This window comes from Pseudomonas sp. S04, assembly GCF_009834545.1.
In the GTDB taxonomy this organism is placed as follows: Bacteria; Pseudomonadota; Gammaproteobacteria; order Pseudomonadales; family Pseudomonadaceae; genus Aquipseudomonas.
Window position 1 is genome coordinate 894457 of record NZ_CP019427.1, and the last position, 20450, is coordinate 914906.

The 20450-nt window shown below is 58.1% G+C and carries 12 protein-coding genes; 9 read left to right on the forward strand and 3 right to left on the reverse strand.

Annotated features, from left to right (window positions below):
- Nucleotide 1: 1 nt before the first annotated feature.
- Nucleotides 2-997, reverse strand: coding sequence for a catabolite repressor/activator (gene cra, locus PspS04_RS03810; protein ID WP_095169451.1), 996 nt, complete (start codon nt 995-997; stop codon nt 2-4).
- Nucleotides 998-1300: 303 nt separating this feature from the next.
- Here cra and ptsP point away from each other — a divergent pair, with 303 nt between their 5' ends.
- From ptsP to PspS04_RS03835, 5 genes are all read left to right on the forward strand, one after another.
- Nucleotides 1301-4162: a phosphoenolpyruvate--protein phosphotransferase gene (gene ptsP / locus PspS04_RS03815; protein WP_159993714.1), complete on the forward strand. Its 2862-nt coding sequence runs from the start codon at nt 1301-1303 to the stop codon at nt 4160-4162.
- Nucleotides 4162-5103: a 1-phosphofructokinase gene (pfkB, locus tag PspS04_RS03820; protein WP_159993716.1), complete on the forward strand. Its 942-nt coding sequence runs from the start codon at nt 4162-4164 to the stop codon at nt 5101-5103. Before ptsP ends, pfkB begins: the two co-directional genes overlap by 1 nt.
- Before the next feature lie 11 nt (nt 5104-5114).
- On the forward strand, nt 5115-6854 hold the full coding sequence (locus tag PspS04_RS03825) for a PTS fructose-like transporter subunit IIB (RefSeq protein WP_159993718.1): 1740 nt from the start codon (nt 5115-5117) through the stop codon (nt 6852-6854).
- Between the two features lie 276 nt (nt 6855-7130).
- The gene (locus PspS04_RS03830; protein WP_159993720.1) at nt 7131-9380 is read left to right on the forward strand and encodes an alpha-xenorhabdolysin family binary toxin subunit A; all 2250 of its coding nucleotides are present in this window, start codon (nt 7131-7133) and stop codon (nt 9378-9380) included.
- An 88-nt stretch (nt 9381-9468) separates the two neighbouring features.
- Entirely contained in the window at nt 9469-10371 is a 903-nt protein-coding gene (locus tag PspS04_RS03835; protein ID WP_159993722.1) for a hypothetical protein, read from the forward strand.
- 44 nt (nt 10372-10415) lie between these two features.
- On the opposite strand, the gene PspS04_RS03840 is transcribed toward PspS04_RS03835, so the two are convergent.
- Complete coding sequence (locus PspS04_RS03840; RefSeq protein ID WP_159993724.1) at nt 10416-12947, reverse strand: PepSY domain-containing protein; 2532 nt, start codon at nt 12945-12947, stop codon at nt 10416-10418.
- Between the two features lie 130 nt (nt 12948-13077).
- Nucleotides 13078-15336, reverse strand: a complete 2259-nt coding sequence (locus PspS04_RS03845) for a TonB-dependent receptor (protein ID WP_159993726.1) — start codon at nt 15334-15336, stop codon at nt 13078-13080.
- Between the two features lie 208 nt (nt 15337-15544).
- Here PspS04_RS03845 and PspS04_RS03850 point away from each other — a divergent pair, with 208 nt between their 5' ends.
- The 4 genes from PspS04_RS03850 to PspS04_RS03865 all read left to right on the forward strand — a co-directional run bounded on the left by PspS04_RS03850 (nt 15545) and on the right by PspS04_RS03865 (nt 20422).
- Nucleotides 15545-16225 (forward strand): Fe2+-dependent dioxygenase, encoded by a 681-nt coding sequence (locus tag PspS04_RS03850; RefSeq protein ID WP_095169443.1) that lies wholly within the window; start codon nt 15545-15547, stop codon nt 16223-16225.
- Between the two features lie 3 nt (nt 16226-16228).
- Complete coding sequence (locus tag PspS04_RS03855; protein ID WP_159993728.1) at nt 16229-16984, forward strand: tetratricopeptide repeat protein; 756 nt, start codon at nt 16229-16231, stop codon at nt 16982-16984.
- Nucleotides 16985-17292: 308 nt separating this feature from the next.
- Nucleotides 17293-19497, forward strand: a complete 2205-nt coding sequence (locus tag PspS04_RS03860; protein WP_159993730.1) for an alpha-xenorhabdolysin family binary toxin subunit A — start codon at nt 17293-17295, stop codon at nt 19495-19497.
- A gap of 52 nt (nt 19498-19549) precedes the next feature.
- Entirely contained in the window at nt 19550-20422 is an 873-nt protein-coding gene (locus PspS04_RS03865) for a hypothetical protein (protein ID WP_159993732.1), read from the forward strand.
- Nucleotides 20423-20450: the final 28 nt, after the last annotated feature.

Sequence of the window (20450 nt, forward strand, 5' to 3'; positions counted from 1 at the left end):
CTCAGTCCTGATGAATACGCTGCTTGAAAGTTCGCGCGATGGCCTGGACGCCGGGTTGGTAGTGGGCTTCCTCGATGGCCGCGAGGGCCAGTTGCAGGGCCTTTTCGGCAATCAGTTGATGCTGCTGCGCCATGGCGTTGACCGGCAGGGGCAGGAAGTCCAGCAACTGGGTGTCACCAAAGGTGCCCAGGCGCAGCGGGCGGCTTTTCAGCGGGAAGTCATGCAGGGCATCAAACACGCCTTGCAGCAGGACGTAGGAGGTGGTCACCAGTGCATCCGGCAAATGCCCGAGGCGTTGCAGCAACTCTTCCATCAACTGCCGGCCGCCATCACGGCTGAACGACTCGCTGTGCTCGATCAGCACCTGGCCCTGGAAGTCGACCAGCGCCTGTTTGAATCCGGCGGCACGCTCCTGGCTGATGCTCAGTTCGGGCCGTGCGCCGATCAGCACGATCTGCCGGGGCGCCGGTGTCAGCAGGCTGCGGGTGAGCTGCAGACTGGCTTCGCGATCATCGCTGATCACCGAGCAGAAATGCTCTGGCTCCATGACCCGGTCGATGGCAATGATCGGTAAACCCTTGGCCTGCAACTGGCGATAGCTGTCGTCGCTGGCCGGCAGGCAACTGGCGACAAACAGCGCATCACAGCGGCGTGCGCGAAACAGCTGGAGCAACTGGCGCTCGCTGTCCGGGGCGTCGTCGGAGCTGGCAATCAGCAACTGGTAGCCACGGGCCCGCGCGCCTTGCTCCAGGAGCTTGGCGATGCGTGCATAACTGGGGTTTTCCAGGTCCGGCAGAATGAAACCCAGGGTGCGGGTATGCCGACTGCGCAACCCGGCCGCTTGCGGATTGGGGGTGAAGCCGTGCTGTTCGACCACCGCGCGCACGCGCTCGACGGTGGCACTGCTGATGCGCTGCTGTTCGGCCTTGCCATTGATGACGTAGCTGGCGGTGGTCACGGACACACCGGCGAGCTGGGCGATATCACTGAGTTTCAACTCGGGAGTTCCTTGTTTTTTCGAGCGTGCCCCGACATTTTCGCCAATCCTACCTGAATAAGGCAGCCGACCAATGTCGCACGCAACCGACCGGTTGGACTTCAAGCCTGAGAGATTATCGAGTAACGTGCCATCTAATCTAGATTAAACGTTTCAGCAGGCGTATTTTCTGCACTATTGACTCTTTTGTCCGGTCTGCCGCGTAACTGCCAAACAATGCCCTGAAAAAGTGCACGGATAAAAGCCTAAGCTGATTCATTCAAAACAATACCTGGTGCCCCAAGGCGCCAAAAAGGAGAACCGATGCTCGAGCTCACCATAGAGCAGATATCCATGGCCCAGAGCGCTGTGGATAAAGCCGCTGCATTGCACCTGCTGGCCGACAAACTGGTCGCCGATGGCCTGGTAGCCGAGGGTTACCTCAGCGGGTTGCAGGCGCGAGAAGCCCAGGGCTCGACCTTTCTCGGTCAAGGTATTGCCATCCCCCACGGCACCCCGGATACCCGCGAGCTGGTGCACACCACCGGCGTGCGCCTGTTGCAGTTCCCTGAAGGCGTGGACTGGGGCGATGGGCAGATCGTGTACCTGGCGATCGGTATTGCGGCCAAGTCCGATGAGCACCTGCGCCTGCTGCAATTGCTCACCCGCGCCCTCGGCGAAACCGACCTGGGCCAGGCCCTGCGCCGCGCCAGTAGCGCCGAAGCGTTGCTCAAACTGCTGCAGGGGGCGCCGCAGGAACTGGCGCTGGATGCGCAGATGATCGGCCTGGGCGTGTCCGCCGACGACTTTGAAGAACTGGTATGGCGCGGCGCGCGCTTGTTGCGCCAGGCCGACTGCGTGAGCAACGGCTTCTCGGCGGTCTTGCAACAGGTCGAGGCGTTGCCGCTGGGCGACGGGCTGTGGTGGTTGCACAGTGAGCAAACGGTCAAGCGTCCGGGCCTGGCGTTTGTCACCCCGGACAAGCCGATTCGTTACCTGGGCCAACCGCTGAGCGGGCTGTTTTGCCTGGCCAGCCTCGGCGAGGCCCACCAGGCCTTGCTGGAACGCTTGTGCGCGTTGCTGATTGAAGGTCGTGGCCACGAGTTGGGCCGCGCTACCAGCCGGCGCGCGGTGCTGGAAGTGCTGGGCGGCGAGCTGCCGGCCGATTGGCCGAGCGCCCGGATCGCCCTGGCCAACGCCCACGGCCTGCATGCCCGCCCGGCGAAGATCCTGGCGCAGTTGGCGAAAAGTTTTGAGGGTGAGATTCGCGTGCGCATCGTCGATGGCCAGGACAGTGCCGTCTCGGTGAAAAGCCTGAGCAAGTTGCTGAGCCTGGGTGCCCGTCGTGGCCAGGTGCTGGAACTGATCGCCGAGCCGAGCATTGCCAGCGACGCGCTGCCGGCCTTGTTGGCGGCGATCGAAGAGGGCCTGGGTGAAGAGGTTGAACCTTTGCCCGCCATCAGCGCACAGCCGCCAGTCATCGCCGATATCACCACGGTGCTGGTCGCACCGGCTTCCGGCAGCCTGATCCAGGCGATCGCCGCCGCCCCCGGAATCGCCATCGGTCCTGCCCATATCCAGGTCCAGCAAACCATCGAATACCCGTTGCGCGGCGAGTCCACGGCGACAGAGCGCGAGCGTCTGCACGCCGCCCTGGCCGAGGTGCGCCGCGACATCGAAGGCCTGATCCAGCGCAGCAAGGCCAAGGCCATTCGCGAGATTTTCATTACCCATCAGGAAATGCTCGACGACCCGGAGCTGACGGACGAAGTCGATACGCGTCTGAAGCAGGGCGAAAGCGCCGAAGCGGCCTGGATGGCCGTGATCGAGGCTGCGGCCCGGCAGCAGGAGTCGTTGCAGGATGCCTTGCTCGCCGAGCGGGCCGCGGACTTGCGCGACATCGGGCGCCGGGTGCTGGCGCAACTGTGTGGCATCCCGACCCCAAGCGAGCCAGAGCAACCCTACATCCTGGTAATGGATGAAGTCGGTCCCTCGGATGTGGCCCGCCTGGACCCTGCCCGCGTGGCCGGCATTCTCACCGCCCGTGGTGGCGCCACCGCCCACAGCGCCATTGTCGCCCGTGCACTGGGAATCCCGGCGCTGGTCGGTGCCGGCGCGGCGGTGTTGCTGCTGGCCCCGGGCACACCGTTGCTGCTCGATGGCCAGCGTGGGCGATTGCATGTCGACGCCGATGCCGCAACCTTGCAGCGCGCCAGCCAGGAGCGCGATACCCGCGAGCAACGCCTCAAGGCTGCCGCCGAACAACGCCATCAACCGGCACTGACCCGCGACGGGCATGCCGTGGAAGTGTTCGCCAACATTGGCGAAAGCTCCGGAGTGGCCAGTGCGGTGGAGCAGGGCGCCGAAGGTATCGGCTTGCTGCGCACCGAACTGATTTTCATGGCCCACCCGCAAGCCCCTGATGAAGCCACCCAGGAAGCCGAATACCGGCGGGTGCTCGATGGTTTGGGCGCACGTCCGCTGGTGGTACGAACCCTCGATGTCGGCGGTGACAAGCCGCTGCCTTACTGGCCGATCGCCAAGGAAGAAAACCCCTTCCTCGGCGTGCGCGGCATTCGCCTGACTCTGCAGCGTCCGCAAATCATGGAGGGGCAGTTGCGCGCCTTGTTGCGCGCCGCCGACAACCGCCCGCTGCGGATCATGTTCCCCATGGTCGGCAGCGTCGACGAGTGGCGGCAGGCGCGGGACATGACGGAGCGCCTGCGCCTGGAAATCCCGGTAGCCGACCTGCAACTGGGGATCATGATCGAGGTGCCGTCGGCTGCGTTGCTGGCGCCGGTCCTGGCCCGCGAAGTCGACTTCTTCAGCATCGGCACCAACGACCTGACCCAATACACCCTGGCCATCGACCGCGGTCACCCGACCTTGTCGGCTCAGGCTGATGGCCTGCACCCGGCGGTCCTGCAACTGATCGACATCACCGTGCGTGCCGCCCATGCCCATGGCAAATGGGTGGGGGTGTGCGGCGAGCTGGCGGCGGATCCCCTGGCGGTACCGGTGCTGGTCGGCCTGGGGGTGGACGAATTGAGCGTCGGCGCGCGCAGCATCGCCGAGGTCAAGGCGCGGGTGCGTGAACTGAGCCTGGCGCAGGTACAACAATTGGCCCAACAGGCATTGGCCGTGGGCAGCGCACAGCAAGTGCGCGAATTAGTGGAGACGCTGTAATGGCCCGCATCTTAACCCTGACCCTCAATCCGGCCCTGGACCTCACGGTGCAGTTGCCGCTGCTGGCGCCCGGTCAGGTCAATCGCAGCACCGTCATGCACACTCACGCTGCTGGTAAAGGCGTGAACGTGGCGCAGGTGCTGGCCGACCTGGGGCACCAAGTGACCGTCAGCGGCTTTCTGGGCGAGGACAATCTGCAGGCGTTCGAGGCGTTGTTCGCCCGTCGTGGTTTTGTCGACGCCTTTGTCCGCGTTCCAGGGGAAACCCGCAGCAATATCAAGGTGGCCGAAGACGACGGACGCATCACCGACCTCAATGGTCCAGGCCCGGTGATCAGTGCGGTGGCGCAGCAAGCGTTGCTTGATCGGCTGGAGCAGATTGCCCCGGGGCATGCTGCGGTGGTGATCGCAGGCAGCCTGCCTCGTGGTGTCAGCGCCCAGTGGTTGCAGGCACTGTTGCGCCGGCTCAAGGCCAAGGGCTTGAAAGTCGCCCTGGACACCAGCGGTGAAGCGCTGCGCGCAGGGCTGGCAGCCGGACCATGGTTGATCAAGCCCAACAGCGAAGAGCTGGCTGAGGTGCTCGATTGCGCGGTGGTGTCGCTGGCGGCCCAGGCCGAGGCGGCGAGCCGCTTGCACGCGCAAGGTATTGAGCACGTGGTGATTTCCCACGGCGCCGATGGGGTCAACTGGTTCAGTGTCGGCTCGGCGCTGCATGCCACACCGCCCAGGGTCAGCGTGGCCAGCACGGTGGGGGCCGGCGATTCCTTGCTGGCGGGCATGTTGCACGGCCTGCTCAGTGCCGACACCCCGGAGCAGACACTGCGAACCGCCACCGCGATTGCCGCGCAGGCAGTGACCCAGATCGGTTTTGGCATCCACGACACGGCGCAGTTGGCGCAGCTTGAACAGGCGGTGCGTGTTCGCCCCCTGACAGAACAATAAGAGGGTTGGTCATGAAGTTAGCCATTGTTACTGCCTGCCCCAATGGCATGGTCACCAGTGTGCTGTGCGCCCGGCTGCTGGACGCTGCGGCGCAGCGCCAGGGCTGGAGCACCAGTGTCGAAGTGCACGATGGGGCGCACCCCGAGCGTCAGCTGTCGGCTGCCGTCATCGATGATGCCGAATGGGTGTTGCTGGTCAGCACCGGGGCGGTAGACCTGTCGCGGTTCGTCGGCAAGCGCCTGTTCCAGAGCACGCCGTCCCAGGCCCTGCAGGATGTCGATGGGGTGCTGCGTCGGGGCGCCGAGGAGGCTCAGGTCTACAGCGCGCCGCTCGCCATTGTCGAGCCAGTCAGCGCCAGTCAGTCAGCGCCGCGCCTGGTGGCCGTCACGGCCTGCCCGACGGGCGTGGCCCACACGTTCATGGCGGCCGAGGCCTTGCAGCAAGCGGCCAAGCGCCTGGGCTACGAGTTGCAAGTGGAAACCCAGGGCTCGGTGGGAGCGCGCAATCCGTTGAGCGCCCAGGCGATCAGTGAGGCCGACGTGGTGCTGCTGGCGGCAGATATTGAAGTGCCAACCGAGCGTTTTGCCGGTAAGAAAATCTACCGTTGTGGCACCAGCATCGCCCTCAAGCAAGCCGAGGCGACCCTGAACAAGGCGCTGGCCGAAGGCAAGCTGGAAAGTGCAGCGGCCGTGGCGGGTAGCCCGGTCAAGACGCAGAAGACCGGCGTCTACAAACACCTGCTGACTGGCGTCTCGTTCATGCTGCCGATGGTGGTGGCGGGTGGCCTGATGATCGCCTTGTCCTTCGTGTTCGGCATCGAGGCGTTCAAGGAGCAGGGCAGCCTGGCGGCGGCCTTGATGCAGATCGGCGGCGAAACCGCGTTCAAGTTGATGGTGCCTTTGCTGGCGGGTTACATCGCCTATTCGATTGCCGACCGTCCGGGCCTGGCGCCGGGGATGATCGGCGGCTTACTGGCGAGCACTCTGGGCGCCGGTTTCATCGGCGGGATCATTGCCGGCTTTATCGCCGGGTACGCCGCGCAGGCGATCAATCGTTATGCACGTTTGCCGCAAAGCCTGGAAGCGCTCAAACCGATCCTGATCATTCCACTGCTGGCGAGCCTGTTCACCGGGTTGGTGATGATCTACGTGGTGGGCAAGCCGGTGGCCGGGATGCTCACCGGACTCACCCACTTCCTCGATAGCATGGGTACCACCAATGCGATCCTGCTGGGGGTACTACTGGGTGGGATGATGTGTGTTGACCTCGGTGGGCCGATCAACAAAGCGGCCTATGCGTTCTCGGTGGGGCTGTTGGCCTCGCAGAGTTATGCGCCGATGGCCGCCACCATGGCCGCCGGCATGGTGCCGCCAATCGGCTTGGGTATCGCCACCTTCATCGCCCGGCGCAAGTTCGCCCAGGCTGAGCGCGAGGCAGGTAAAGCGGCTTTGGTGCTGGGGCTGTGTTTCATTTCCGAAGGGGCGATCCCGTTCGCCGCCAAGGACCCGCTGCGGGTGATCCCGGCCAGCATCGCCGGGGGCGCCCTGACCGGTGCGCTGTCGATGTACTTCGGCTGCAAACTGATGGCGCCCCACGGCGGGCTGTTCGTGATGCTGATCCCCAACGCGATCAACCATGCCCTGTTGTACTTGCTGGCAATTGTCGCGGGTAGCCTGTTGACGGCAGTGGTGTATGCGCTGCTCAAGCGTCCAGAGGCGACCGAACTGGTGCTGGAGCCGGCCAGCGTATAAGGACAAGCAGTAGGCTCGACTCGACCTGAGCTAGCCAGGTTGTTGTCCAGCCTACTGTATTCCACTTATGTCGGTTTAAGTTGGTGTGAATATTAAGATCTTGTTTGTGCTGGCGCTTCTGGAATATGTGCATACAAAGCGCTTTTTTTCTGGCTTGCTTAGTGTCGCGTTGACTGTCTAATCTTTTGAATATGGTGTCTGCTAAGTGGAGTTGTTACTTCGCTTTATGGACATAATTAAGCCAGTGATTGGTTTTTCATATCAAAAGGAGTTGTTATGGACGTGCAGTTGTGGGAAGCCTCGTTAAAAGATAAAACCACGGAAGAAATTGCCAGTTTTGCCGCGGCGGTTCCCAAGGGCATGCTGTCCTTGTCGAGCGGCTCGTCGAGTGAGATTATTCGCCCGGCAGGATTGTTGCTCACCAAAAAACAGATCATTGATCTTAGAAAGTATGAAGCAGCCGGATTGGCACTCCCGCAAACCAGTGGCGATGTTTACCGTTATTTGAGTTTCGGCGATCTGCACGACGGAGGGGACGGATTTCGGGCTGCGGATTTTTTAGCAACATTCAATAAAGTATTCAACCATGCCATCAGATGGCAACCATTGCGTGCACGCATCATGCTGACCGGTACTCACTTGAGACTGTTTGGTTTGAACATGGCCGTTTACAGTCGGACGGTAGAGGAAATCTACAGTGATGTGCGGGCCGTCAACAGGTTGGAAACCCACAATATCTCGACCTATGAGCAATTGCGAGAGTGGGAGCTTAAGGCAGAGCATGAATTTCCTGGGTTGTTACTGGATAACGAAATCGTAACTGATCTAGGTGATGTGCTGGACTTGATTGCCAGCCAAATACGGGAATACCTGGATGATGTCCTCAGCATAAAAAATGATCTGGACAGTTTTGCAGTAGAACTGCGTGAAGAAATAACGCCTCGCATAAAGTTGTTGACCGCCTTTATCTCGAATAATACCTACGCTTCCGATATTGAAGTTCTGAATAATGGAATTGAGCGGCGTGCGACCCGTATCGATGAATTAAACGCTCAATATAAGGCGTTGGTCAATCAATCGTTGACGGCAGTCTCGAACTTTTCTCTCATTGGGTTGGGTGTTGCGATTTATTACGGCGTTGAAGCTGAAAATACCCGTGCCGAGCGCAATAACCTGAGCGAAGAGCAGGATGACGCAATCAAGCAGCTTTCCAGCATGAATAAAACTCTGGGTTCACTTCAACGGGTCAGATCAGATATGCAGAATCTGACTGTCGTTGCGGTCGAGGCCGACGTGGCGACAAAAAATCTGATTCATGTCTGGAACGTGATTCATAACTATACGAGTCAGTCCGCCAAGGAGATCTCGAAAATGGAGGACGCTGTCAAACTGAGGCAGTTCATGACCCAGTTCAGATTGGTGGCGGCACCGTGGGCCGAAATTCATCAGAACGCTGATGCACTGGTGGAACTGTTCAAGGAGGCCGACGAAGAGTTCAAGGCTGGGTATGGTATTCAAGGAGCGAAGAGCATGAAAACGCTGGTGCAAACTCAAACCTATCCAGAGTTGAGGATTGATGTCCTGCGTAATTGCAGTGGGCAGTTGCGCGATGAGGCTGTCAAAGCCAGGATGTATTTCCTCAAGAGCAACTATTTACCAACAGTGAGTGAAGTGTTTGAGGGCGTGCAGGGCGAGGTCAGCGGCAGCTTACGTGATCTGGCAGAGTCAGCCTTGACGACAAAACTTGATCTTAAATCCCGAATCGCCCAGTTGGCTGCGCTCAATCAAGAATTGGCCGATGGATCCGATGAGGTTGAAGATATCCACAGCGAGCAGGTTGAGTTATTGGCGCAAGCGCATGAAGCGGCCTCTCGCATGTCAAACAAAGTGATTGAGCGCAGGGTCGCGATCAGCGTGCCGTTTGATCAAGGTATGACCGCGGGCTTCATGGCCGCGCTCCAGACGGATTTAGTTGATCATGCAGCTGTACTTGTGCGTCTGAACGGAAAGTTGGTTGAGCCTGAAAAGAAGTTGAATACTATTTCAGATGCGGTGGATGAGCTCAATAAAATTGGGCTTTCAGAGGCCTTTAAGTCTGTGGAGCTCACTCTGGATAAAGTAAAGGAGCTAGGCGCAACTCCGCCTCAGGTGCAATTGGTGATGGCCGCGGTCGAGAAGCTGAAACAGGATTTGGAAGGACTGGTCAAAAGTATTTCGTTTGTATCGATGATTAAGGAAAGTCACACGCTGCGGGTGACTGTCGAGGAGATTTATCAAGAAATAGCCGTTGAAAATCGAAAGGGGCGAAACATCAACGATAAAGTGGAGTTGATCAAAGCCTTTCATGCGATGGATGATCAGCGAAAACTGTATGTCGAGGAGTATGCGGTTGCGGCTGCCGCAGTCAGCCGATTCCTGGTGAGCCTGGCGGACTATAAGGCCATTGGCCTACAGGATCAGGTTGCTGGATTCATGCAAGAGGCGAGCACCTTTGTCAGGTTTCTTGATCCGGTAACCTATCTGTAACTGCAGTTAACTAAACACCCCGAAAAGTCGCGTGCCAGGGTTAATGGCACGCGATTTTTTCTTGCGTTCATTTACTGGGGTATCAGCCATGGATGTGCTTTTATTTAGCGGCGAGGATTACATTTCTGTTAGAAAATACTATAAGTTTTTATTGCAGATAGGGTATCGGGATGTTGTAACCCATCGACCGCAGTTCGTGCCGGTGTTGGCGCTGTACGCCAAAGAGCTCAGTGATGTAGCGAAAACGAATCTGGAACGGTTTAATTATTTGACGCGTCAGACGCAAACTTTAAGTGAAGAAATTATAGGATGTGTCAATAGGGGGGAAGTGTTGCATGCGGCCTGTCGTCGAGCCTTGCTTCACGCTCCGAATGACCGGCGCTTACTGTTGAACACGATGTTTTGCGACTCGTTCAATTTTACCGAAGCTGACAATGGCACTTGCCGAAAGTACCAGGTCGCCGGCGTCATAGATCAGGTGTTGAGAGAGTACGCCAATACCTTGTCATTTGTGGAGGAGTTCTCATCTAAAGTCAGTTCGCTTGGGCAGGATATCCACAAGCTGTTTGCCCCGGTCTTTAGGACGAAAGCGTCTGAACCTTATCCTCCTTCCACACAAGCGCCACAGAGCATATGTGAAAACTGGTTCTTCTGTGGGGAGCGGACGACTTTCGTTACCGAGTTGTGGGAAAGCATCATTGAGGATGACTTGAATAGGAAAGTCGAGCTGGACCGGTTGGTACGAATCTACGCTTCTACGTCCTCGGCGTTATTGAACCTTGGGGACTTCCTGTATCGGATTCAGTATTTTTTTCGCACGATGATAAAGCGACTCTCGACGATCACACCCGTGTCGAGGTTCTCTGCGCTGTTGCTGGCGTGTGAATTGCTCGCCGAGGTGCTTGTTGGTCTTCGAGTAAGGGCTGAACACCTTGGAGAGTGGTCGGAGTTCGAGAGTACTCGCACCTCTTATGGTGCGGATGAAGAATGAATTTCTAGGGGGCCGGACGCGCCTTAGGCGACGTCCGGCCAAGGTCAGTAAACGTCGCGGCGATAACGCCCTTGCTCGATCAACTGCAACACTACCTCGGCGCCCAATACCTCGTTGAGCACCTGGTCCACCCCTGAAGCCATCCCTTGCAGACTGCCGCAGATGTAGATCACGGCGCCGTCGGCCAGCCATTGCTTGAGCACGCTGGCGTGTTCGCGCAGGCGATCCTGAACGTAGATTTTCTCGGCCTGGTCCCGTGAGAACGCCAGGTCCAGGCGTTCCAGGTCGCCCTCGATCAAGCAACTTTCCAGCTCGTCGCGGCATAGGTAGTCATGCGCGCGATTACGTTCGCCAAACAGCAACCAGTTGCGGGTCTGGCCGTCGGCGATGCGGGCCTTGAGCAGACTGCGCAGGCCGGCCAGGCCGGTGCCGTTGCCGAGCAGGATCATTGGTGCCGGGGCGGCCGGCAGATGGAAGCCGCTGTTGCGCCGCACCCGCAGGCTGATCGCCGAACCGACGGTCGCGTGTTCGGTCAGCCAGCCAGAGCCGATACCCAGGCTGCCGTCGGGGCGACGCTCCTGGCGCACGATCAACTCGAGCACGCCGTCGGCGGCAATCGAGGCAATCGAGTATTCACGCATCGCCAGGGGTACCAAGGCGTCCACCAGGGCCTGGGCATGCAAGCCGACCAGGTGTGTGCGATTGTCCGGCAACTGGCGGCTGGCCAAGGCCTGCTCGAGGGTCTCGAGCAAACCATCGAGCTGTACCGCCGTCTCGCCCGGGATAGCCAGCCCCTCAAGGAAGTGCTCGACCGCCCACGGGCAGTTGCGTGGCAGCACTTCCACCAGGTCGCCGGCCAGCCAACTGCTGGTGTCGGGGGCGGTCAGGCCGAGTAAATACACTTCGCCACCGCTGCTGTCCGGGTTCAACAGCTCACGTTTGCTCAAGGTCCAATGGTTGTAGCTTGGGGCTTGCCAGGTGGTGACCGGGGTGTGGCCGGTCAGTTGGCCGAGTTGCTGCTGCCAATGACTCAAGGCGTAGGGGTCGGCACTGTCGACTTCCACCGGGGCAAACAGGGTGGTGCCACCGTGCTCGGCCAGCCAGCCATGCAAGCGTCGGGCGAAGCCACAGAAGTGCTGGTATTGCCGGTCGCCCAACCCCAGCACCGCATAGTTGAGGCTGGACAGGCTCGCCGCCCGGCCCAGCACCTTGCGCTCGAAACCACGGGCACTGTCCGGTGCTTCCCCGTCGCCAAAGGTACTGACCACAAACAGCGCGTTGCTTGAGTCGCGCAGGTCCTGTTCGCTCAGGTCGGCCAACGGCTGGACCTTGACCGGCAAGCCGGCGGCCTGCAGTTGGCTGGCGGTCTGCCAGGCCAGTTGCTCGGCAAAACCGCTCTGGCTGGCAAACCCGATCAGCCAGGCCGGGGCATCGCCGGTGGCTGGCGCGAGGTCTTTGCGAGCTTGCTGGACCTGGCGTTTCTTGCGTCGTCGATCGAGGTACAGCAACCAGCCGGTGATGAAAAACAGCGGCATCAGCAGGGATGTGACCATCAGCACGATGCGCCCGGCGAGCCCGAAGTAACTGCCCACGTGCAGCGCGTAGATGCTGGTGAGCAATTGCGCATTGAGGCTCTTGTCGCTGTAGCGGTCATGACGCTTGATGATCCCGGTGGCCGGGTCGAGGCTGATCTGGTTCAGCGCGCGGTCATGGGGCGAGGTCTTCAACAGGTAGTAGACCGTGGCCTGCTGGCCGGCCACCGGCGGCAGGCGCACGTTGTACGCGCTCAGGTCCGGGCCTGCAACGCTGTAGATGCTGCTCCAGACTGCGTTGTAGTCGACCACCAGCGCCGGACCGGTCGGGGGCGGCCCACCGCGCGGCTGGCGTACACGCTCCATTTGCGGTCCGTCGGAGAGTAGTTTGGTCACGCCCTTGCTATACCACTCGTAGGACCAGGTCAGCCCGGTCAGCGCGGCCAGCAGGTACGCCAGCAGGCACCAGGTGCCGGCCACCGAGTGCAGGTCCCAGTTGAAGGCCCGGCCTTTTTTGCGCCAGTCCAGGGTCAGCCAGGCGCGCCAGCTGCGCCACTGGCGTGGCCAGCGCAGGTACAGGCCGGAGAGACAGAAGAACACCAGGATCAGGGTACAGGCACCGGTGATTTGTCGACCGAGATCACCCATCGCCAGAAAACGGTGCAGTTGCAGCATCAGGCCAAAAAAGTCCTGGCCAACCACCTCGCCCATGAGCTCGCCGGTGTAGGGATTGACGTAGCGCATCTGCCCGCGTCGTTCGCCCGGCGGCGGGGTGAAGAACAGGCGCGCGGCATAACCGTTGTCGATGTCGACCCAGAGCATCGAGACTTTTTTGCCCTCGCTGGTTTCGACCCTGGCCACCAGGTCGGCGGGTGGCAACACCCCGGCAGGAAGTTTTTCCACCTGCAGCACCTGGGGGTTGAGTGCGCGCAGGATCTCGTCCTGAAACGACACGGTGGCCCCGGTAAAGCCCATCAGCGCCAGGACCAGCCCCGCGCTGATACCGAAGAACCAGTGCAGCTGGAACAGGGTTTTCTTCAACACGTCGACCGCCTTGTTCGTTCAAATGTATTTCACGGCGCGCATTATGCCGTGTGTTATCGGTAAGCCTGTTTCTTTACGCACAAAAGCCCCGCTCATCGAGATGAACGGGGCCTTGGGCTGCACGCTTCCTTTAGAAGTGGAAGTTAGCGTTCAGCAGTGCGGTGCGACCCGCCGCCACATGGGCGTAGTGCGTCTGGAAGACCTGGTCGAAATAACGCTTGTCAGCCAGGTTCTGGACGTTGAGTTGCAGGTCAATGTTTTTCGTCAGGCGATAGCTGGCCATCGCGTCATAGCGCCAGTAGGACGGGATCTCTACCGAGTTGGCGACGTTGCCGAACTGCGAATCAACGAAGGTGGCACCCGCGCCGACGGTCAACTTGTCGGGCACCAGGTCATAAGTCGACCACAGGGTAAAGTTGTTACGTGGAGTGCTCGGCATGTGGTTGCCTTCATCGGCGGCGAGGGTGGTTTTGACCACTTCGCTTTCCATGTAGGTGTATCCGCCGAATACTTTCCAGTTACGCGTCAGCTTGCCGCTGTAGCCCAGCTCCAGACCGTTGACCCGCTGCTCGCCGTCCAGCACTTGAGTGGTGGCGCCATCCGGATCGTCAATGCGCGCATTGGTTTTCTCGGTACGGAACAGTGCGGCAGTCAACGACAGGTCGTCACCAAAGAAGTCCCATTTGGTGCCGATTTCATAGTTGCGGTTCTTTTCCGGATCCAGGTCGCTGTTGGCCGCAGTCAGTTCCAGGCCGCCATTGCCGCTGGTTTCGCCAGCCGGGTTGCTGGACGTGGAGTAGGCGGCGTAGATGCTACCGTTGGGCAGCGGGTTGTAGACCACGCCGATCTGGTAGTTCAACAGGTCGCTGGTGTTCTCGCGAGAGAAGGCGCCGGCGGGTGTGTTGCGACCAGCGTTGGCGTAGCCACTGGATTCTGTCTGGTAGTTGTCGTAACGCAAGCCCAGGTTCAGGGACCATTGCTCGTTGAATTTCAACGTATCGAACACATAGGCCGCTGCGGTTTTGGTGTCTGTATCGGTAAAGGCGGCGCTGTCGGTGATCGTGCCGATCCAGTTATCCCCAGGCGTTGGCTTGTACAGGCTGGTGCAGTCGCCAGAGTTGAACAGGGCAGGGTTACATTTAGTACCGCTGGCGCTCGAGGTCAGCGCGTAAGGGCGGTTATGGGTGTCTTGATAGGAAAACTCAAGGCCGGTAACCAGGCTGTGCTCGATGCTGCCGGTATTGAACTTGGCGTTCAGATCCGTTTGGTTGATCCAGCCACTGGACGTCGAGTTACGGCTCTTGGTGCCACGGTACACGCTGCCGTTGACCACGTTGCCCTTGCTGTCGTCAGGGTTGGTAACGATGTAGTCCAGGGTCGAGCGCGACATGCGGAAACTGTTCGACACAGTCAGGTCGTCATTCAGATCGTGCTCGATCTTGATGGTGCCGCTGTCGTTGCTGGTCTGGCGATAGTCACGACCGGTGAGGCCGTAGAAGTTATCGCGATCGACATGCACCGGTTTATCGACGTTGTACTTGCTGCGGTTGGGGCTCGAGGCCAACGGAATGCCGTAGTCGGGCATATCGTCGGTTTCAACGTGGTAGTAGCCGACGGTCAACCGTGTATCAGTGCCCAGGCCGAAGGCGAAGGATGGCGCTACACCCCAGCGGCTCACGTCCACCGCATCGCGGCCGGCGACGTTCGCTTCATGCTTCATCAGGTTCAGGCGAAACGCCGAGCTGTCTGTCATTTGCTGGTTCAGATCGAGGGTGGTGCGCTTGGTCTGGTCCGACCCCCACGTGAAGCCACCATTGTAGGCGTTACCCAGTTTGGCGGTCTTGCTCACCAGGTTCAGGCTACCACCGGTGGAGCCGGCGCCAGTGAAGGCCGACCCCGGCCCTTTGCTGACCTCGATCGATTCAACGTTGAAAATTTCGCGGCTCTGGGAAGCCGGGTCGCGCATGCCGTCGACGAACACGTCGCTTTCGGCGTTGAAGCCACGAATGATCGGGCGGTCACCGGCGGGGTTACCGCCTTCGCCTGCGCCAAAAGTGATACCGGGCGTGGTGCGCAGTGCGTCCACAAGGCTGGTGGCAGCCGTGTCGCGAATCACTTGTTGTGGAATCACGGTGACGCTTTTTGGCGTCTCGCGCAGGGGCGCCGTGTATTTCTTGGAGGCCGAAGTGTCGGTCTTGTAGGAGGTGTCATCTTGTTCACCGGTCACGCTGGTAGCGTCCAGTGCGATCGCATTGCCGGAGGTTTTCGTGTCAGTCTTTTCGGCGGCGAAAACCATGTGGCCGGCGGAGCTGGCGGTAATCGCCACGCCAATTGCAGAAGCGAGCAAACGTGGTGAGCTGACCGGTGATTGTTGTGGCTGGCGTGACATGGTGAATTCCCCTCCCCAAGGATTTGAGGCCGCGGAATATAGGGTAAACACGTATTTGTATCAATTGCGAAATATTGCCATTTGCATTTAATTTACATTCTTTACAATTTATCCTTACGGTTTTTACGTTCTCGTTCGTCACGCCGGTTTTACATAGTCAATAAGAATCAATACCATTGCGATCCTTTGACTTTCAGGTGTCGCCCCCATGCTGCTGCATATTCCCGGCTTGTTCTCCCGTGAAGAGGTGCAGCGCATCCGCGAGGCGCTGCAGCAGGCTGATTGGGCCGATGGCAAGATCACCGCCGGGTTCCAATCGGCCAAGGCCAAGCACAACCTGCAACTGCCAGAAGGCCACCCGCTGGCCCAGGAAATCGGCGCAGCGATGCTCGACCGACTGTGGAAGCACCCACGCTTCATGTCCGCCGCGTTGCCGCACAAGGTTTTCCCACCCTTGCTCAACTGCTACACCGCCGGTGGCAGTTTCGACTTTCATATCGACAACGCCGTGCGCCAGCCCAAGGGCAGCGTCGAGCGCGTGCGCACCGACCTGTCGTCGACCCTGTTCTTCAGTGACCCGGACGAATACGACGGTGGCGAGCTGGAAATCCAGGACACCTTCGGCACCCAACGCGTGAAGTTACCGGCCGGCGATCTGGTGTTGTACCCGGGCACCAGCCTGCACAAGGTCAATGCGGTCACGCGCGGCACGCGGTACGCGTCGTTCTTCTGGACCCAAAGCCTGGTGCGCGAGGACAGCCAGCGCGCCTTGCTGTTCGAGATGGATGAAGCGATCCAGCAACTGACCCAGGACATGCCAGATCACCCGTCGCTGATCCGCCTGACCGGCACCTACCACAACCTGCTGCGTCGCTGGGTCGAGGTCTGAGCCGTGGACTTTCGATTGCGCCGTGAAGAAGTCCTGAACGGCGAGCAACTGCGGGCCATGCTCGGCGAAAGCCCGGCCCGCGCGGCCCAGGCGATTGTGCTGGCGGCCAAGGCCGGGAGCATCGACGGCCAGGCGCTGCTGGGGCAGATCCTGCTGGAAGGGCGGGGCATCGCCAAGGATCAGGCACTGGCCGTGCGTTGGTTCGAAATCGCAGCCCGGGGCGGACACCTGATGGCGCGCAATATGCTCGGACGTTGTCATGAGCATGGCTGGGGTTGTGTGGCGGATGCTTCGGTTGCCGCACGGCACTATGCAATCGCCGCCGATGCGGGCCTGGACTGGGCGCTGTACAACTATGCCAATTTGCTGGCAACCGGGCGCGGAGTGGCTGAGGATCAGGTCCAGGCGTTGAACCTGTATCGGCGCGCTGCTGACGCCGGCCACGCCAAATCAATGAACCTGCTGGGGCGCTATCTGGAAGAAGGACTGGCCTGCACGGCCGATCCGTCAGCGGCGCGCGTCTGGTATCGGCGGTCAGCCGAAGGTGGCGATTTTCGCGGGCAATTCAGCCATGCAACGTTGCTGGCGCAGGACGGACATGTCGATGAAGCGCTTGTGTGGCTCAGGAAAGCCTTGGTCGGTGGCAATGTGAACTTCCTGCGGGTCAGCAGTGCATCGTTACTCGGCGCAGATCATCCAAAAATCCGCGAGATGGCGGACGCCTATCAAATACGCTTAGCTCAACTAATCGAGTTGTAAGTGTTCAAATTTATCGCCTGATCTCTGGGGGTAAGATTTTTATTGTATAAGACGGCGCCACCAAACTAAGTTTGAGGGTGGTGTTTCTGTGCGCGAAAAACAAGTGTTGCCTAGGGTGTTGTGTTTTGTGTGCTGAACTAACAATTGTTGAGTTTATTTTTAACATTTGGCCAGTGGAAGTTTTGTTGGTTGGATACTAATGTTGGTTGGCACCCTGTGTAAATCTTTATTGGGTTTATGGCGGATTAGTGGTGCCAACAATAGAATATTTGATTCTGCCCGTAGGGGCACTGAAATGGAGTTCAGTGATGGATAATGAAATACTTGATGCGGCAGTCTTGGCGCCAAAGCTATTTGTGGATGCTTCAGTTGGTGATGGCGAAGAATACAATCGAGAACCGGGATTTCAGCTGACTAAAGAGCAAATAGTCAGTTTGCGAAAGTATGAAGTCCTTGGCTTGTCGCTTCCCGTGGAAATTGACGATGTCATTGTGTATCTGGACTATGGCCAAGGGGATACTGGCAGTCCGGGGTTGACCGCCGGTGACTTCCAGGTGACGTTCAGGAAAACCTATGATCATGCCAGGAGTTGGTCGCCACTGCGGGAAAAAATAATGATGACGGGCACTGATCTGAAGATCTTTGCCGGCAGCATCCTGCGGATTGGCAATGGAATCGTCGAGATCTACGAGGACCAAAAAATATCGAGCTACCTGGAAGAGCACGGTATCGATACCCCGGAGAAGTATCTCCAGCAGAAATTCCTGAATCCAGGGCTTCCTACCCTCGATTTGTCTGCGGGCGATCTACATGAGTTAAGAAGCTATCTTGATGAAATGCTAAGCAAAGTACAGAGTGCCCATGCCAAGGCGACGTCGGTGAGGTATGAAATCGACAAGTTTGGATCCGTGATGCGCGAAGAGGTGTTGCCGCATATCAAACTGCGATTGAAAGCCGTGTCGGAGAATACTTATCAAAGCGATATCAAGGAACTTCAACTGAAAATTGATGAGCGCTCGGAGGAGATTGAGCAGGTCAGCCAGCAGTATGACAAGATGGTCAAGGACGCAATCATGGCGGCGGCGAGTCTCAATATCGCGGGGCTGGTTCTCGGTATTTACACTGGCGTCAAAGCCGAAGAAATTCGCAAGCAACGAAATGCCTTGAAAGAAGCTCAGCAGCACGACAATCTGCAAATGCTCAGTAAAAACAAGACGCTGAGTTCATTGAACCGAATACGCACTGATCTTCAGGAACTCAGGGACGTGACCATTGAGGCTGAAGTTGCGACGCAAAATCTTATGTTGGTATGGAATTCGCTGGCGCTTTATATCAAGGCTTCGAAAGAGGATGCTGATTTACTCGATAATGCGTTGTCGCTAAGGCAATTTAAAAATCAAGTGTTGAGTATCGTCGAACCTTGGAGTCAAATAAAAAACAGTGCGGATCAACTGCTTGGTGTATTTGCAGAGGCGGATAAAGAGTATGAGTCCGGCCAGTTGCTGGGTATAGAGGGTATGAGAATGTTCAGGTCGTTTGCTGAGTCGGATATTTCAATATTCAATGTTGTTAAGTTACGTGCCGCTAACGCTCAAATCCAGGATGCCAATATTACCGCGCAGATGCTTTTCGAGCGCTGGAATTATCAACCGGGCAGAGTTGAAAAAGTCCAAGGGCTGGCGCTCGCTGCGAGCCAGGCTACGGTCAACTTGCGGGTGATCAGTGATGCGACGATTATTCATCTGAAACAATCACAAAAGAAGTTGGAGGGGTTGCAGAAGGAGGTTGAATCGCCCATCGATGCGGACGAGGTTCGTACCGATATGCAAAAGGAGTTGAAGAAATTATCTGGCCAGCTCACTGGGTCATTCGACGAACTGAAGAACTTCAATAAAAAGCTGCTGGTGTCCTACAGTCGGGATGATTCGGCGCAGTTGGCGAAGGACGTGCGCGTTGAACGCGATTATGCCGAAGAGCGTAAGGCTGTCTTGGAAAAGCAGCGGAATGAGTTGGAACCGAAGATTAAGGCGGTGTCTGATGGCATCGACTTGCTCGCCAAGGCAGGCATCGAAAAACTTGGCGAGCAAATGGAGGTGTCGAAGGATAAGGTGATGGAGCTGGGAATGACTCCCCCGCAAGTTCAAGTTGTCATGTTTGCCATCGATACGTTGAAAAACTTAATCGAGAATATCGGGACGACCGTCTCCTATCTAAATATGGTCGCGGAGCTGAACAGGCACAAAGTGAGATTGGCCGACCTGAAGGATCAAGCGAGAAAATGTAGCAGTGATGTTGAGCGTGCTAATGGACAAATCGAGTTGTTGCAAGCGCTGGATAAAGTCGATGAGGAACGCTCGGGCTATGTGGCTGAATTCTCCGCTTTGCTCGTTTACTTTGAGAGCCTGTCCCGCAAGTTTACCGAGAATGAGGCGGAACCTGTCGAGGCTCGGGTCGAGGTTGCGATTGCCGAGATTAAACAGGACATCAACTATTTGAAGTCACTGACGCTGTAAATACACAGCCGGAGGGTGGGTCAGACATCCTCCGCTTCAAGGGGGTATGCATATGGCTGTCTACACGTTTGTCAGTGGTCAGCGTCGCACACTGGATCGTTATACCTTTTTCCTCTCTACGGTCGTTTCGACACATGACAAAGTCAATCTGCTCTTTGTTCGGCGAGCAAAAAGCGGTCATCAGCGGACAGGTTTACCCTACGACTCGCGTCTGAATCATGTCACTTGGGATGAGCGAAATCTGCGAGGGTTGTGGAAGTGCATTGCAGACCTGAGGGATGGCGCCGCTGCTTATATAGGGGCACTGGTGACATTCAGGGAAGAGGTTTTAGCGTTCACTGCTCGGACGTCTCGACGCGAGCCGATCCACGGGGTGGATCTCAGCAATTTCAGCCTGGCTCGCTCACCAATCTGGAACTCCTCTGCTCCTCGGACCATCCAGGGCTTGGTTTACGGTTTGGGTAACCTGTTTTTTGCGGGTAAGGGGGACATGATTCCAGTCGAGAAGATCGTTCAAGACGTATGCGAGCATTCCTTTGGGCTGAAATCGATATTCACCAGGGCAATGGGTTATCGCACCTGTGAATGTCATGCACAACCGAGCGTGGCCCCAGAGCTGTTCAGGGAAGATGACACGACCCCTCTCTGGGATATCGAGTATTCCAACGCTGATCCTCTGATCAAGGCAAGGGAGTATGAGGCCGACGTAATGGCTCTCTTCAGGCGGATGGAATTACTGGGTGTCTGGATGGGAGGTTTTTTTGAGGAGCTCAGCCTGCGTTTTGACAGCGCACGAGTCGAGCTCACGCAAACAGATGACATGACGACCGTGGGAAGACTGAATGTGAAGCTGGCTGCTGCTCAGGAGAATGCTGAAGAACTCATGAGCATGTTGAATCACATTGAATTATGGTTGAGGAAATAAAAAAAGGTCCATTGATATGGACCTTTTT

What these genes read in the sequence shown, in the direction of transcription:
- PspS04_RS03845 (WP_159993726.1), bottom strand. Translation starts at nt 15,336, where the DNA reads ATGTCACGCCAGCCACAACAATCACCGGTCAGCTCACCACGTTTGCTC.
- PspS04_RS03825 (WP_159993718.1), top strand. Translation starts at nt 5,115, where the DNA reads ATGAAGTTAGCCATTGTTACTGCCTGCCCCAATGGCATGGTCACCAGT.
- PspS04_RS03850 (WP_095169443.1), top strand. Translation starts at nt 15,545, where the DNA reads ATGCTGCTGCATATTCCCGGCTTGTTCTCCCGTGAAGAGGTGCAGCGC.
- PspS04_RS03835 (WP_159993722.1), top strand. Translation starts at nt 9,469, where the DNA reads ATGGATGTGCTTTTATTTAGCGGCGAGGATTACATTTCTGTTAGAAAA.
- PspS04_RS03830 (WP_159993720.1), top strand. Translation starts at nt 7,131, where the DNA reads ATGGACGTGCAGTTGTGGGAAGCCTCGTTAAAAGATAAAACCACGGAA.
- ptsP (WP_159993714.1), top strand. Translation starts at nt 1,301, where the DNA reads ATGCTCGAGCTCACCATAGAGCAGATATCCATGGCCCAGAGCGCTGTG.
- PspS04_RS03860 (WP_159993730.1), top strand. Translation starts at nt 17,293, where the DNA reads ATGGATAATGAAATACTTGATGCGGCAGTCTTGGCGCCAAAGCTATTT.
- PspS04_RS03865 (WP_159993732.1), top strand. Translation starts at nt 19,550, where the DNA reads ATGGCTGTCTACACGTTTGTCAGTGGTCAGCGTCGCACACTGGATCGT.
- pfkB (WP_159993716.1), top strand. Translation starts at nt 4,162, where the DNA reads ATGGCCCGCATCTTAACCCTGACCCTCAATCCGGCCCTGGACCTCACG.